The following is a 13,668-nucleotide window of genomic DNA, read 5'->3' as shown; positions in this document are numbered from 1 at the left end:
GAGTTCTCCGTCGATCAACGCGACGCGGCGACACGGCTGCGCACATAGTGATTGAAGAGCACGGCAAACAGCAGCATCAGGCCGAGGAAAACGCGGAACCAGTCGGAATCGATGTTCGTGTAGGTGATGCCGATTTGCACGACACCGAAAATCAACGAGCCGAAGCAGGCGCCGACGACCGAGCCGTAGCCCCCCGTCAGCAGCGTGCCGCCGATGACGGCTGCGATGATCGCTTCGAATTCCTTTTGCAGACCGCGGTCGGCTGCGGCCGAGCCGATGTCGCACACCTGCAGCACGGCGAACAGGCAGGCGCAAAAGGCGGTCAGCACGAACAGGCGGATCTTGACGCGGCGCACGGGAACGCCGACATTCTTGGCCGCATTGGCGTCGCCGCCGACGGCGAAGATCCAATTGCCGAAGCGTGTCTTGGCGAGCGTGAAGGCACAGACGGCGGCCAGCGCGAGCCACCAGACGATGACTTTCGGCACGCCGGGCACGAGCGGTTCGCCGGAATCGAGCAGCTTGACGAGGCCGATATGTCCGAGCCAGCGAAACAGCCCATGAAACGCGACGCCCTGAAACAACATATGCGCGAGTGCGCTCTTGGCCGCCACGTCGCCCACGCCCGAGATGATCGTGCGATCGGCGAACATGACCGAAAGCGCCAGCGTCAGGCCGCGCAGGATGAACATGAAGGCGAGCGTGACGATGAAAGACGGGAGCCGCGTGCGCATCACGAGATAGCCGTTGAGCGCACCGAGCAGCATCGAGCCGACGAAGGCAAATACGATCGCGAGTTCGATCGGCCAGTGAAAGTACATGGTCGGCAGCGCGACCATCATGCCCGCGAAGCCGATCATCGAACCGATCGACAGATCGAATTCGCCGGCGATCATGAGCAGGCAGGCGCCGACGGCGATCAGGCCCAGATAGGCGGCGACCTGCGACCAGTTCATCACGCCGTCGAGATTGAACATGCCGGAATTGCCGGCGCTCACGGCGAACACGAGGAACACCATGACGGTGCCCGCGAGCGAAGCGAACTCCGGGCGCGAGAGAAGCTGCTTGAACCACGATTCGCGACGCACGCGCTCGTCGGCCGCGCCTGGCGGGTCGGACGAATCATGCTTGCGCAGGTTGGCGTGGAAGTGATCGGCGACGCCCATCGAATGTCTCCTTATGCGCGAGGCGAACCGCCGGATGACCGGTTCGCGCCGCGCCTTCATGCGAAAGTTGGAATCAGCGATACTGGCCTGCGTACTTCACGACCTTGTCGACGTTGGCCTTCGTGATGAAGCCCGGACCGGAGAGGATCGTGTCGGGCTGATAGACGGGGGCGAGGCCGTAGGTTTCGAGCCGGGCTTTGAACTTCGCATTGCCCTGCAGCGCCTTCTCGATCTTCAGGGGGTTGCTCGTATGTTCCTGCTTCGCGATCGCGAGCACGGCCACGGCCAGATAGCCCTGCAGGTACGGCTGTTGATCGATCGCGAACTGGATCGTGCCGTCCTTGATCGCCTTCGCGATGTCGTCGTCGAAGTCGAACGTGGCGAACCAGGTCTTGCCGGCGAGGCCCATGTCCTTCAATGCGCGAATCGTCGGGTCGGCGGAAAGCGGGCCGAGCGCGAGCACGGCTTGCGTGGTCGGATGGTTGCGCAGATAGGCTTCGACCTTCGACTTCACGCCGTTCGGATCCTGGCCTGCATCGAGCGTCGATGATTTGAAATCGACGCCGAGTGCTTCGGCAAAGCCGCGGCAACGCTCGAACGAAGCCGGGTTCGTGGCGTAGTGATTCACGCACAGGAACGACTTGATGCCGGCGGCCTTCGCCTTTTCGCCCGCGGCGTGCCCGGCGACATATTCGGGCTGGCCGATATGCATGATGGCGCCCAGTTGCTTGCTCTGTTGGAGCGTGCCCGAATTGATCGTCACGAGCGGGATCTTCTTATCCGTGATTTTTTTGATCGAACTCTTGAGCACATCGAAATCGGCGATCGTCGTGGCCACGCCGTCGTAGTTATGGGCGGCAGCCTGCTCGATGAGGCGCGCCATGTCCGACAAATCGCCGTTCGGCGGGTTACGGTAGTCGGTCTCGACGTTGAAGTCCTCGTCGGCCTGCTTGATCGCATTCTTGATCGTGTTCCACCAGGAATCGGAGTCGGGCGCGTGGCTGATCAGCACGAATCTGGCATCGGCAGCATGGGCCGACGGCACGGCGAACGGGCCGAACGAAAGTGCGAGCGCGGATGTGAATGCCGCGGCGAACGTCCTCAGTGCGGCCTTGCGGGTGCAAAGTCTCATTTGTCTCCACCTATTCGAAGTTATGTCGTTGGGAGCGACGCAGGGACCGGCACGCACCGCTCACGAAACAGAGTAGGCGAAGTCGATCACGATTGCAAAGAAAATTTCATTGCGATGAAAAATGGAAAATCCATTCCATTTCGGTGCCGACGTGCCTATAATCCGCATCGTCGGGTAGCCTGTACCGTGGACCTCGGGTCGTCCCCGACGGTACGGTGCAATGCCCGCTTAAAAGGACAAGAGCCATGCAGGAAGACACCACCGACGCGCTGCCGAGCGTTGAGGAGTTCATGCAGCGCGTCGCCGATGCCTACGACTCGCTGCCGCGGCAATTGAAAAGCGTGGCGACGTATCTGGAGCAACACCGTTCGAGCGTGATGATGGATCGCACGAGCGATATCGCGGCGGGGTGCGGCGTGCATCCCTCGGCCGTCGTGCGGTTTGCCCAGCGTTTCGGGTTCTCGGGGTTTTCCGATCTGCAGGAAGTGTTCAAGCAGGCCTACGCGGGCCAGAGCCCGTCAGGGCAAACGTACAAGCAGCGCATCCGCAGGTTGATCGACGAAAAGCCGGGGCGCTTGTCGGGCGGCAATGTGGCGCACGAATTCATTGCCGCTTGCCGCAACGGCCTGGACGAACTCGAAGCGACGCTCGACGACGAGCAGTTCGATGCGGCCGTCTCGATGCTGCAGCACGCCGAGAACATTTATGTCATCGGCGTGCGGCGCTCGTTCGCGGTGGCGAGCTACATCGTCTATGCGTTGCAGCATACGGCCAAACGCGTGCATTTGGTCTCGGGTTTTGGCGGCATGTTTCGCGAGCAGATCCGCAGCGTGAAGAAGGGCGATGTCGTCATCGCCATCAGCTTTGAACCGTATGGCCGCGAGACGCAGTACTGCCTGCGCGTCGCGCATCACCACCAGGCGCAAACGCTCATCATTACCGACAGCCGTTTGTCGCCGCTCGCGCGCTACGCGAGCGCGCAGTTGTTTGTCAAGGAAGGCAGCGCGTTTGCATTTCGCGCGCTGACGAGCACGATTTGTCTGTGCCAGGCGCTGTTCGTCGCGCTTGCGTACAGGCTCGAGTTGAACGTAGAAGAATCCAAGGACAACGGAGGATACGATGACTAGCAGGAGCGATGCAATCGACGTGGCGGTGTTCGGCGCGGGGCGTATCGGCCGCATCCATGCGGGCAACCTCGCTCGCCACCCCGGCGCGCGGCTCAAGTATGTCGTGGACGTCGATCGCGTCGCGGCCACCGGGCTGGCCGCGCAATACGGCGCGATGGTCGTCGAGGCCGACGTGGCGCTCGCCGATCCGGCGATCGGCGCCAGCGTCATTTGTTCGAGCACCGATACACACGCCGATCTGATCGAACGCTCGGCGGCGGCGGGCAAACATGTCTTTTGTGAAAAGCCCGTCGACCTCGAGCTTGAACGCGCGCGCGCCTGTGCGCGTGCCGTGCAGGCGGCCGGCGTGGTTTGCATGATCGGCTTTCAGCGCCGCTTCGATCCGACTTTTGCCGCGGTCAAAGCGCGGCTCGATGCCGGCGAGATCGGTACGCCCGAAATGCTCGTGGTGACGAGCCGCGATCCCGGTGCACCGCCCGTCGAATACATCCGGCGCTCCGGCGGCATCTTCAAGGACATGCTCATTCACGACTTCGACATCTTCCGTTGGATTCTCGACGACGAAGCGCTGACGGTCCATGCGAGCGGCAGTTGCCTGACGGACCCGGCGATTCTCGATGCCGGCGACATCGATTCGACGGCCGTCACGATTCGCACGAAGCGCGGACGGCTCTGCCAGATCAACACGACGCGGCGCGCCGCTTACGGTTACGACCAGCGTTTCGAAGTGCTCGGCAGTCAAGGCATGCTGCAAGCGGGCAATGTGCGGCCGACCGAGGTGGTGGCCTATACGGCGGGCGCGGTGTCGAGCGATGTGCCCGAGGCGTTCTTCCTCGAGCGATACCGCGCCGCCTATGCGAACGAGATCGCACATTTCTTCGATGCGGTGACGCAGGGCGCCAGCGTGCGCACGACAATCGCCGACGGCGTCAAGGCGCTGGAGCTTGCCGAGGCCGCCACGCGGTCGTGGCGGGAAGGGCGGGTCGTCGACCTGTCCGAGTAGGCCGGGGATGGCGTGGCGGAGACACATTGCGCAAGGAGCGAGACAGTGACGTTAATGGCAACACGCCGGCCTGTGAAGATCGGCATTGCGGGATTGGGCCGGCTCGGTAAGCAGCACGCGACGAATCTGGCTTACCGCGTACCCGGTGCGGTGTTGGCGGCCGCTTGCAGCCCGGTCGACGAAGAACTCGATTGGGCGCGCGAGACACTGCCCGATCCTCGAATTCATTCGGACTACGAAGCATTACTGGCGGATCGTGAACTCGACGCGCTTTGGCTCGTTACGCCGTCGTCGCTGCATGCCGACCAAATCATCGCGGCGTTACGAGCGGGCAAGCACGTCTTCTGCGAGAAGCCACTTTCACTGGACGTGGCCGAATGCGAGCGCGTGCTCAGCGTGGCGCGCGAATATCCGCATCTGGAAGCGACGATCGGTTTCATGCGTCGGTTCGATCGGAGCTACCGCGACGCATACGAGAAGGCGCGAGCCGGCACGATCGGCAGACCCTTCATGGTGCGCTCGCAGACGACCGATCAAAACGACCCCGACGGTTTTTTCGTTCGCTTTGCGCCGACCTCGGGCGGGATCTTTCTCGATTGCACGGTGCACGACATCGATATTGCGCGCTGGTTTTTCAACGGCGCACGTGCGACGCGGGCATTCGCAACAGGCACCATCGCGCTGCACGAAGGCTTGCGCGAATGCGGGGATGTCGATAACGGCGTGGGAGTGGTCGAATTCGAAGGCGGCAGGCTCGCCGTGTTTTATGCGTCGCGCACGATGGCGCACGGTTGCGATACGCACAGTGAGGTGATCGGGACGGGCGGCGCGCTCGCGATCGGGCACAACCCGCGTTTGAATCGCGTCGAGATCTATGACGCGGGCGGCGTGCGCAGCGAAAGCACGCCGACCTTCTTCGCGCGTTTCGAGGATGCCTTCCTGAACGAGGCGCACGCATTCGTACAGGCCGTGGCCGCGCGCATGGCAGGTATGCCGCCGGTCGCCGCGGGTGGGGCCACGCTTGCCGACGCGCTGGAAGCAACGCGCATTGGGCGAGCGCTACGCGAGGCCTGTAGCACCGGCCTGCCGGTGGATTTACCCGCCTGAACCACGAAACCGCTCTGTTCAAACGCCCTGGCGCTGCTGGCAGCGCCAGGGCGTAAGCGCGCACGCACAGTCGCAAAGATCACGCCCGGCAGCGGTGCAAGGCTGCGGTAAAATCGACTTTTCGCATTTCGTGCCGCGATGCACCGCTAAGCGTCAGGCGGGGTGCGAACGGGGCGCTTTACAAAAAGGTCGGTTGCCGATGGATATTGATAAGGAAGTCGATGCGCGCGGGCTGACTTGCCCGCTGCCGATTTTGCGGGCGAAAAAGGCGCTGGCCGATATGCAAAGCGGCCAGATTCTGAAGGTGCTGGCGACGGACCCTGGCTCGCAACGGGATTTCGCTGCGTTCGCGAAGCAAACGGGCAACGAAATCGTCGAGAGTTCGACGCAGGACAAGACCTTTATCTTTCTGATGCGCCGCCGCTAGCGCGGCTTCAACGCCGAACCTGCACGATCGGTCAGTCGGCGATACGCGTTTGTCATGTGCAAGCGGCATGGCGGCGCGGGTCGATAAAAAAGGCGGCGACGCCGAGCGTCCCGCCTCTTTCCATGCGCAGCAACGCCGATCCGCGTGCCGCTTACGCGCAAGCAACGCTTAGCTGTCCATCACCGGCGAGCGCGTGCGCAGATAGTGGTCGAACTCTTCGGCCACTTCGGGGTGACGCAGCGCGAACTCGACCGTCGCTTTCAAATAGCCGAGCTTGCTGCCGCAATCGAAGCGCGTGCCGTGATACTTGTAGGCCAGCACCTGCTCGTCGCCGAGCAGCGATTGAATCCCGTCGGTCAATTGAATTTCGCCGCCCGCGCCGGGCTTGAGCGCACGCAGATGATCGAAGATGCGCGGCTTGAGCACATAACGGCCGACGACGCCGAGGTTCGAGGGCGCCACCTCGGGCGCCGGCTTTTCGACGATGCCCGACATCTTGATGATCGCGTCTTCCCACTCCTTGCCGTCGACGATCCCGTACGAGCGCGTCTCTTGCGGCGGAATCTCTTCGACCCCGATCACGGAGCTGTGATAGTGGTCGAACACGTCGATCATTTGCTTCATGACGGGCGGCTCGGCGTAGAGCAAATCGTCGGCGAGAATGACGGCGAACGGATTGTCGCCGACGAGCTTCTCGGCGCACAGCACGGCGTGGCCCAGGCCCAATGCTTCCGGTTGACGCACGTAGAAGCAATCGACGTGGCTCGGCTTGATGCTGCGCACGAGTTCGAGCAGCTTGTCCTTGCCGCGTGCTTCGAGTTCCGCTTCGATCTCGTATGATTTGTCGAAGTGGTCTTCGATGGCGCGCTTGCTGCGGCCGGTGACGAAGATCATCTCGGTGATGCCGGCGGCCATCGCTTCTTCGACCGCATATTGGATCAGCGGCTTATCGACGATCGGCAGCATCTCCTTGGGGCTGGCCTTCGTGGCAGGAAGAAAGCGCGTGCCGAGGCCCGCGACGGGAAAGACAGCCTTGGTGACTTTTAGCATGGCGTTACCCTGATTCTCGAGTACTGTTGGGACCACGTGCCCATTGAACGCATTGTCCGGTGCCATCGAACACCGAACTTATGCCGGCAGGCGCGCGAGCTGTGCGCTGAGCTTGGCAATGGTGTCCCGGTATTGTGACAGCCTTTTCTGCTCTTGCTCTACGACGGAAGTCGGTGCTTTTGCGACAAAAGCCTCATTTCCGAGCTTCGCCGAGCACTTGACGATTTCCGCGTCGAGCCGAGCAATTTCCTTGCCCAGCCGCTCACGCTCGGCCGCTACGTCGATTTCGACGAGCAACGCGAGCTTATCGCTGCCGACGATCGCGATTGGCGCGCCCTGAGACTGGGCGTCGAGCGTCGCTTCGTCGGCCATGATGCGCACCTCCGACAGGCGTGCGAGCGCTTGTGCATACGGGGCGAAGGTCTGCCATTGACCAGCGTCGCCGTGTACCAGGAGAGGGACTTTCGTTGCGGGCGATAGGTTCATTTCGCCTCGTAAGTTTCTGCAACCGTCGATCGCGGCTTTCAGATCGGCTGCCCAGCGCTCGGCTTTTTCGTCGATTTTTTTCTGTTCCGTTTGCGGGTACGGTTGCAGCATGATCGACGCCTCACCGCTCGCCATGCCTTGCGGATAGGCGTCCGTCAGCGGCGCGACCTTTTGCCAGAGCGCTTCCGTGATGAACGGGATGATCGGGTGCGCGAGCCGCAGCACCGTTTCCAACACACGCAACAGCGTCCGGCGCGTTGCGCGCTGTTGCTCGGGCGTGCCGTGTTGAATCTGCACTTTCGCGAGTTCGAGGTACCAATCGCAGTACTCGTCCCAGACGAATTTGTAAATCGCATTGGCCACATTGTCGAAGCGATAGTCGGCAAAGCCCTTTTCCACTTCCGCTTCCACGCGCTGCAGCAGCGACACGATCCAGCGGTCCGCTTGCGAAAAATCGGTGTAGCCGCCCGGGCCGCAATCGCCGGGCGCGCAAGCGCCAGGCTTCGAAAAGCCGCAATCGTGCCCTTCGCAATTCATCAGCACGAAACGCGTGGCATTCCACAACTTGTTACAAAAATTGCGATAGCCTTCGCAACGCGCCAGATCGAAATTGACGTTGCGGCCCAGCGTGGCCATCGACGCCATCGTAAAGCGCAAGGCGTCGGTGCCGAACGCGGGAATGCCGTCGGGAAATTCCTTGCGCGTCTTCTTTTCGATCGTGCCGGCCTGCTTCGGATTCATGAGGCCCGTCGTGCGCTTGGCGACGAGCGCTTCGAGGTCGATGCCGTCGACGATATCGATCGGGTCGAGCGTATTGCCCTTGCTTTTCGACATCTTCTGACCTTCGTGGTCGCGCACGAGCCCATGCACGTAGACCGTGTGGAACGGCACCTTGCCCGTGAAGTGCGTCGTCATCATGATCATGCGCGCGACCCAGAAGAAGATGATGTCGAAGCCTGTGACGAGCACGGACGAGGGCAGGAACGCCGCCAGTTCAGGCGTCTCGTTCGGCCAGCCGAGCGACGAGAACGGCACGAGCGCGGACGAGAACCACGTATCGAGCACGTCGTTGTCGCGCTTGAGCGCGCCAGCGTAGCCGCGCGCCGTGGCTTGTTCGCGCGCCTGCGCCTCGGTGCGTGCGACGAACACTTCGCCGTTTTCGCCGTACCAGGCGGGGATCTGATGACCCCACCAGAGCTGACGCGAGATGCACCAGTCTTGAATGTTTTCGAGCCACTGGTAGTACGTCGTCGTCCAGTTTTCGGGGACGAAGCGCACTTCGCCGTTGCGCACGACGTCAAGCGCCGTCTGCGCGATCGACTTGCCCGGATGGTACGTGCCCTCGGGCGCCGGTTTGCTCATGGCGACGAACCATTGATCGGTCAGCATCGGCTCGAGCACGACGCCCGTGCGGTCGCCGCGCGGCACCATCAGCCGGTGGTCTTTGACCGAATCGAGGAGACCTTGCGCGTCGAGATCGGCGACGACGCGCTTGCGTGCCTCGAAGCGATCGAGGCCGCGGTAAGCCTCTGGCGCGTTGTCGTTGATCTTCGCTTCGAGCGTGAGGATCTCGATCTGCGGCAGGTTGTGGCGCAGGCCCACCTGATAGTCGTTGAAATCGTGTGCGGGCGTGACCTTCACGACGCCCGTGCCGAACTCGCGGTCGACGTAATCGTCGGCGATGATCGGAATCTCGCGCCCGGTCAGCGGCAGCGTGACCATTTTGCCGATCAGGTGCGCGTACCGTTCGTCTTCCGGATGAACCATCAGCGCCACGTCGCCGAGCATCGTCTCGGGACGCGTGGTGGCGACCGTCAAATGACCGTTGCCGTCCGCGAGCGGGTAGCGGATGTGCCACAGATGGCCGTTTTCTTCCTCGCTCGCCACTTCGAGGTCGGAGACGGCCGTCATCAAGACCGGGTCCCAATTGACGAGGCGCTTGCCGCGATAGATGAGGCCCTGCTCGTAAAGCCGCACGAACACGTCGCTGACGACTTTCGACATCTTCTCGTCCATCGTGAAGTACTCGCGCGACCAATCGATCGACGCGCCCAGGCGCCGCACCTGGTTCGTGATCGTCGAGCCCGAGTGTTCCTTCCAGGCCCAGACGCGCTCGACGAATTTTTCGCGACCGAGGTCGTGGCGCGAGACGCCTTCCTGGTCGAGCTGGCGTTCGACGACGATCTGCGTGGCGATGCCGGCGTGGTCCGTGCCGGGCAGCCACATCGTGTTTTCGCCGAGCATGCGGTGATAGCGCGTGAGCCCGTCCATGATCGTCTGGTTGAACGCATGCCCCATGTGCAGCGTGCCCGTGACGTTCGGCGGCGGCAGTTGGATCGAGAAGCTGGGTGCGCCCGGCGCGAAGGACGGTTGCGCATACCCGCGTTTTTCCCATTCGGGGCCCCATTGGGCCTCGATCGTCTGGGGCTCGAAACTCTTCGCCAGCGTGGTGTCGGTCATGGTTGGAAATCCGCCGAAAAATGCCTGAAATGAGATGGAGTATTGGTATCGGAACCTGTGGCTGGCCGTGGCCGGCCCGGTTTTTCAGGTTCGAAACCGTCAATTATAAGGGGAGGGCGGCCCGGCCCGGCGCGCCGCCTTATAATGATGGGCTCGCAAAGCGTCGCCGCACGCGGCCACGTCCGCCTCGTCAAGTTGCAGAAAACCGCCTCTTCCATGCCAGAACTGCTCGCCAATCTGAACCCCGAACAACATGCGGCCGTCACGCTGCCGAACGAACCGGCGCTGATCCTGGCCGGCGCGGGCAGCGGCAAGACACGCGTGCTGATCACCCGCATCGCCTGGTTGATTCAGCAAGGCTATGCATCGCCGGCGACGGTGCTTGCCGTCACCTTCACGAACAAGGCTGCGCGCGAAATGCTGAGCCGGCTTTCGGCGTTGTTGCCGATCGACACGCGCGGCATGTGGATCGGCACGTTCCACGGCCTGTGCAACCGCATGCTGCGCGCGCACCATCGCGACGCGGGGCTGCCCGCCACGTTTCAGATCCTCGATACGGCGGACCAGCTCTCGGCGATCAAACGTCTCATGAAGGGCTTGAACGTCGACGACGAGAAATATCCGCCGAAGAACGTGCAGTACTTCATCAACAACGCGAAAGAGCAAGGGCTGCGCCCCGATCAGGTCGATGCGACCGACAGCTTCAATCTGAAGTTCGTCGAGCTGTACCGCGCTTACGACCAGCAATGCCAGCGCGAGGGCGTCGTCGATTTCCCGGAGTTGCTGCTGCGTTGCTATGAGCTGCTCGCGCACAATGCACCGTTGCGTGCCCACTATCAGGCGCGCTTTCGGCACATTCTTGTCGACGAGTTCCAGGACACGAACAAGCTGCAATACGCCTGGCTCAAGTTGCTGGCGGGGCAGACCAATGCGATCTTCGCGGTCGGCGACGACGATCAATCGATCTACGCGTTTCGCGGCGCGAACGTCGGCAACATGCTCGACTTCGAGCGCGAATTCAACGTGCGCCACCTCATCAAGCTCGAGCAGAACTATCGCTCGCACGGCTACATCCTCGATACGGCGAACGCGCTGATCGCGCACAACGCGCGGCGTCTGGGCAAGAACCTGCGCACCGACGCCGGTCACGGCGAGCCCGTGCGCGTGTATGAAGCGGCCACCGATTCGCAGGAAGCCGGTTGGCTGGTCGAGGAAATCCGTGCGCTGATGAACAACAGCGGCCTCGCGCGCAGCGAGATCGCCGTGCTTTATCGCAGCAACGCGCAGTCGCGCACGATCGAACACGCGCTCGTGAACGCGGGCATCGCGTACCGCGTGTACGGCGGCCTGCGCTTTTTCGAGCGGCAGGAAGTCAAGCATGCGCTCGCGTATCTGCGCCTGATCGACAACCCCAATGACGACACGGCGTTCGCGCGCGTCGTCAATTTCCCGACGCGCGGCATCGGCGCACGCTCGATCGAGCAGTTGGCCGACGCGGCCCGCCTCTATGGCTGCTCGATGGCCGCCGCCATTGCGTACGTCACGGGCAAGGCCGGCACGAGTCTCGGTGCGTTCGCGAATCTGATCGCCAGGATGCGCGTCGAAACCGAACGCATGAGTCTGCCCGAGACGGTCGAATACGTCGTGCGCGCCAGCGGCTTGGCCGAGTTCTATCAGAACGAGCGTGAAGGGCAGGACCGTCTCGAGAACCTGCAGGAACTCGTGAACGCCGCGACGGCTTTCGTCAGCGAAGAAGGGTATGGGCTCGATACGCCCGCGCGCTCGGTTCGGCTGGCGCCGGGTGCAACCGCGGCGCCGGAACTGGCTGCGTCGTCGGCCGAGGGCGAAACCGTGGTGCTCGATGCCGCAGGCCTTGGCGACCCGGCGCAAAACCCCGACACGATGACGCCGCTTGCGGGTTTCTTGTCACATGCCTCGCTCGAGGCCGGCGAGAATCAGGCGCAGGCGGGGCAGGATGCCGTGCAATTGATGACGGTCCATGCGGCCAAAGGGCTCGAGTTCACGGCCGTCTTCATCACGGGGCTCGAAGAAGGGCTGTTCCCGCACGAGAACAGCGCGATGGAGGCCGATGGGCTCGAAGAAGAGCGGCGCCTCATGTATGTGGCGATCACGCGTGCGAAGGAGCGCCTCTATCTGTCGTTCTCGCAAAGCCGGATGCTGCACGGACAGACCCGCTACAACGTGCGCTCGCGGTTCTTCGACGAACTGCCCGAGACGACGCTGAAGTGGCTGACGCCGAAGGTCGAGGCCGGTTCGCGCTGGGGCGGCCGGGCGGAAAGTTCAGCGTGGGGCCGCGATTGGTTCGCGCGACCCGATCGCGGCAGCCCCGCCGCGAGCTACGCGTCGGCGCCGCTGCCCGCGTTCGCCAATGAGCAGCGTGCGGCCGATACGGGCTTTCGCGTCGGGCAACAGGTTTTCCATACGAAGTTCGGAGAAGGTGCGATCACGGCGCTCGAAGGCAGCGGGGCTGATGCGCGCGCGCAAGTCCGGTTCAAGCGGCACGGCGAAAAATGGCTCGCGCTTGCCGTCGCCAAATTGCAGATCGTCGAATCATGAGCATCGAATCGCATCCGAACGACAACGCGCGCACGGCTGGCGGTGAGCGTACGGCGGCCCGTCTCGGCGTGCTGGCTGCGCTGCCGCAAGAACTCGGCGATCTCATCGACGCCATGCGTGCCGAAGGCGAAATGCGCACCGTCACGCTAGGTCGACGCGATTACCACATCGGCACCGCGCACGGCGTCCCATGCGTCGTCACGCTCGCGCGCGTCGGCAAAGTTGCGGCGGCAGCGACGGCCAGCGCCCTGATTCACGTCTTCGGCGTGCATTCGATGGTGTTTACGGGCGTGGCGGGCGGGGTGGGCGCCGGGGTCCGAGTCGGTGACATCGTCGTGGCCGATACGCTGCTACAGCACGACATGGACGCCTCGCCGCTGTTCCCGCGTTACGAAGTACCGTTGCTCGAGCGCGCCCATTTTTCCGCCCACGCGCCGCTGTCCGACCGGTTGGCCGCCGCCTGCGAGCGTTTCGTCGCAGAGCAAGGCCCGGTGCTGGCCGAGCGCTTTGCGTTCGAGCACCCTCGCGTGCATCGCGGATTGATCGTCAGCGGCGACCGGTTCGTGTCGAGCGCGGCCGAAGTGCGGGCACTGTCGGGTGCGCTGCCCGAAGCGATGGCGGTTGAAATGGAAGGCGCCGCGATGGCGCAGGTTTGCTACGAGCACGGCGTGCCCTGTGCGATCGTGCGTACGATATCCGACACCGCCGACGACCACGCGACGGCTTCGTTCACGACATTCCTGACCGATATCGCCGGCACCTATTCGTCGGGCGTACTCGCGCTTTTCTTGCGCGAATACGCGGCAGCGGAGCGAGTCGGCGCGTGAATGCAGCGCCGGCGCGCACGCCAGGCGAACCCGCCGCCCGATCAGGCTGATGCCAGCGCCCGCGGTTGCGGGCGTGATTTCGACCGCGATTCCCTCGTCAGGCGGATGGCCCCGTCATCTCACGGTGCCCGCCTCGCGCAGTTGAGCTGGGCATACTCGTTTTCGAGCCGTGTCCGCCGGTCCGCGCCGCTTCCTCCCGGCGGCCCCGACGGGCCGGCTCCGGACCTCCGATCCCAGCCGAACTGCGAATAGGCGGGTGTGCCCTGGCTGCTCCTCGCATCGGTGACGGCCTGATTGATGGCCGCT

10 protein-coding genes are annotated in these 13,668 nt (G+C 63.2%); 6 read left to right on the top strand and 4 right to left on the bottom strand.

Going from position 1 to position 13,668, the window contains the following annotated elements; genetic code table 11:
- Positions 1-14 precede the first annotated feature (14 nt).
- The gene (locus C0Z19_RS17850; protein ID WP_102611237.1) at positions 15-1,166 is read right to left on the bottom strand and encodes an ABC transporter permease; all 1,152 of its coding nucleotides are present in this window, start codon (positions 1,164-1,166) and stop codon (positions 15-17) included.
- 73 nt (positions 1,167-1,239) lie between these two features.
- On the bottom strand, positions 1,240-2,298 hold the full coding sequence (locus tag C0Z19_RS17845; protein WP_102611162.1) for a sugar ABC transporter substrate-binding protein: 1,059 nt from the start codon (positions 2,296-2,298) through the stop codon (positions 1,240-1,242).
- Between the two features lie 245 nt (positions 2,299-2,543).
- Between C0Z19_RS17845 and C0Z19_RS17840 the strand changes: the two genes are divergently transcribed.
- The 4 genes from C0Z19_RS17840 to C0Z19_RS17825 all read left to right on the top strand — a co-directional run bounded on the left by C0Z19_RS17840 (position 2,544) and on the right by C0Z19_RS17825 (position 5,962).
- A complete protein-coding gene (locus tag C0Z19_RS17840) occupies positions 2,544-3,425 on the top strand; it encodes a MurR/RpiR family transcriptional regulator (protein WP_102611161.1) in 882 nt (293 codons plus the stop codon).
- A complete protein-coding gene (iolG, locus tag C0Z19_RS17835; RefSeq protein WP_102611160.1) occupies positions 3,418-4,428 on the top strand; it encodes an inositol 2-dehydrogenase in 1,011 nt (336 codons plus the stop codon). Before C0Z19_RS17840 ends, iolG begins: the two co-directional genes overlap by 8 nt.
- Before the next feature lie 54 nt (positions 4,429-4,482).
- Positions 4,483-5,535, top strand: coding sequence for a Gfo/Idh/MocA family oxidoreductase (locus tag C0Z19_RS17830; protein ID WP_102611159.1), 1,053 nt, complete (start codon positions 4,483-4,485; stop codon positions 5,533-5,535).
- A gap of 199 nt (positions 5,536-5,734) precedes the next feature.
- Positions 5,735-5,962, top strand: a complete 228-nt coding sequence (locus C0Z19_RS17825) for a sulfurtransferase TusA family protein (protein WP_102611158.1) — start codon at positions 5,735-5,737, stop codon at positions 5,960-5,962.
- Positions 5,963-6,130: 168 nt separating this feature from the next.
- Here the strand turns inward: C0Z19_RS17825 and galU are convergent, their stop codons facing one another.
- Positions 6,131-7,012, bottom strand: a complete 882-nt coding sequence (gene galU, locus C0Z19_RS17820; protein ID WP_102611157.1) for a UTP--glucose-1-phosphate uridylyltransferase GalU — start codon at positions 7,010-7,012, stop codon at positions 6,131-6,133.
- 78 nt (positions 7,013-7,090) lie between these two features.
- Positions 7,091-9,958, bottom strand: a complete 2,868-nt coding sequence (locus C0Z19_RS17815) for a valine--tRNA ligase (RefSeq protein WP_102611156.1) — start codon at positions 9,956-9,958, stop codon at positions 7,091-7,093.
- 216 nt (positions 9,959-10,174) lie between these two features.
- On the opposite strand from C0Z19_RS17815, the gene C0Z19_RS17810 reads away from it, so the two are divergent.
- Positions 10,175-12,535 carry a UvrD-helicase domain-containing protein gene (locus tag C0Z19_RS17810; RefSeq protein ID WP_102611236.1) on the top strand — a complete coding sequence of 787 codons (2,361 nt, stop codon included), beginning with the start codon at positions 10,175-10,177 and terminating at the stop codon, positions 12,533-12,535.
- Entirely contained in the window at positions 12,532-13,362 is an 831-nt protein-coding gene (locus C0Z19_RS17805; RefSeq protein WP_102611155.1) for a 5'-methylthioadenosine/adenosylhomocysteine nucleosidase, read from the top strand. Before C0Z19_RS17810 ends, C0Z19_RS17805 begins: the two co-directional genes overlap by 4 nt.
- Positions 13,363-13,668 lie beyond the last annotated feature (306 nt).

Origin of the sequence: Trinickia soli (assembly GCF_002879855.1) — a bacterium.
GTDB classification, from domain to species: domain Bacteria; phylum Pseudomonadota; class Gammaproteobacteria; order Burkholderiales; family Burkholderiaceae; genus Trinickia; species Trinickia soli.
Note: the sequence above shows the minus strand (reverse complement) of the source record. Positions and strands in the feature narration are given on the sequence as shown.

What these genes read in the sequence shown, in the direction of transcription:
- C0Z19_RS17850 (WP_102611237.1), bottom strand. Translation starts at nt 1,166, where the DNA reads ATGGGCGTCGCCGATCACTTCCACGCCAACCTGCGCAAGCATGATTCG.
- C0Z19_RS17845 (WP_102611162.1), bottom strand. Translation starts at nt 2,298, where the DNA reads ATGAGACTTTGCACCCGCAAGGCCGCACTGAGGACGTTCGCCGCGGCA.
- C0Z19_RS17840 (WP_102611161.1), top strand. Translation starts at nt 2,544, where the DNA reads ATGCAGGAAGACACCACCGACGCGCTGCCGAGCGTTGAGGAGTTCATG.
- iolG (WP_102611160.1), top strand. Translation starts at nt 3,418, where the DNA reads ATGACTAGCAGGAGCGATGCAATCGACGTGGCGGTGTTCGGCGCGGGG.
- C0Z19_RS17830 (WP_102611159.1), top strand. Translation starts at nt 4,483, where the DNA reads ATGGCAACACGCCGGCCTGTGAAGATCGGCATTGCGGGATTGGGCCGG.
- C0Z19_RS17825 (WP_102611158.1), top strand. Translation starts at nt 5,735, where the DNA reads ATGGATATTGATAAGGAAGTCGATGCGCGCGGGCTGACTTGCCCGCTG.
- galU (WP_102611157.1), bottom strand. Translation starts at nt 7,012, where the DNA reads ATGCTAAAAGTCACCAAGGCTGTCTTTCCCGTCGCGGGCCTCGGCACG.
- C0Z19_RS17815 (WP_102611156.1), bottom strand. Translation starts at nt 9,958, where the DNA reads ATGACCGACACCACGCTGGCGAAGAGTTTCGAGCCCCAGACGATCGAG.
- C0Z19_RS17810 (WP_102611236.1), top strand. Translation starts at nt 10,175, where the DNA reads ATGCCAGAACTGCTCGCCAATCTGAACCCCGAACAACATGCGGCCGTC.
- C0Z19_RS17805 (WP_102611155.1), top strand. Translation starts at nt 12,532, where the DNA reads ATGAGCATCGAATCGCATCCGAACGACAACGCGCGCACGGCTGGCGGT.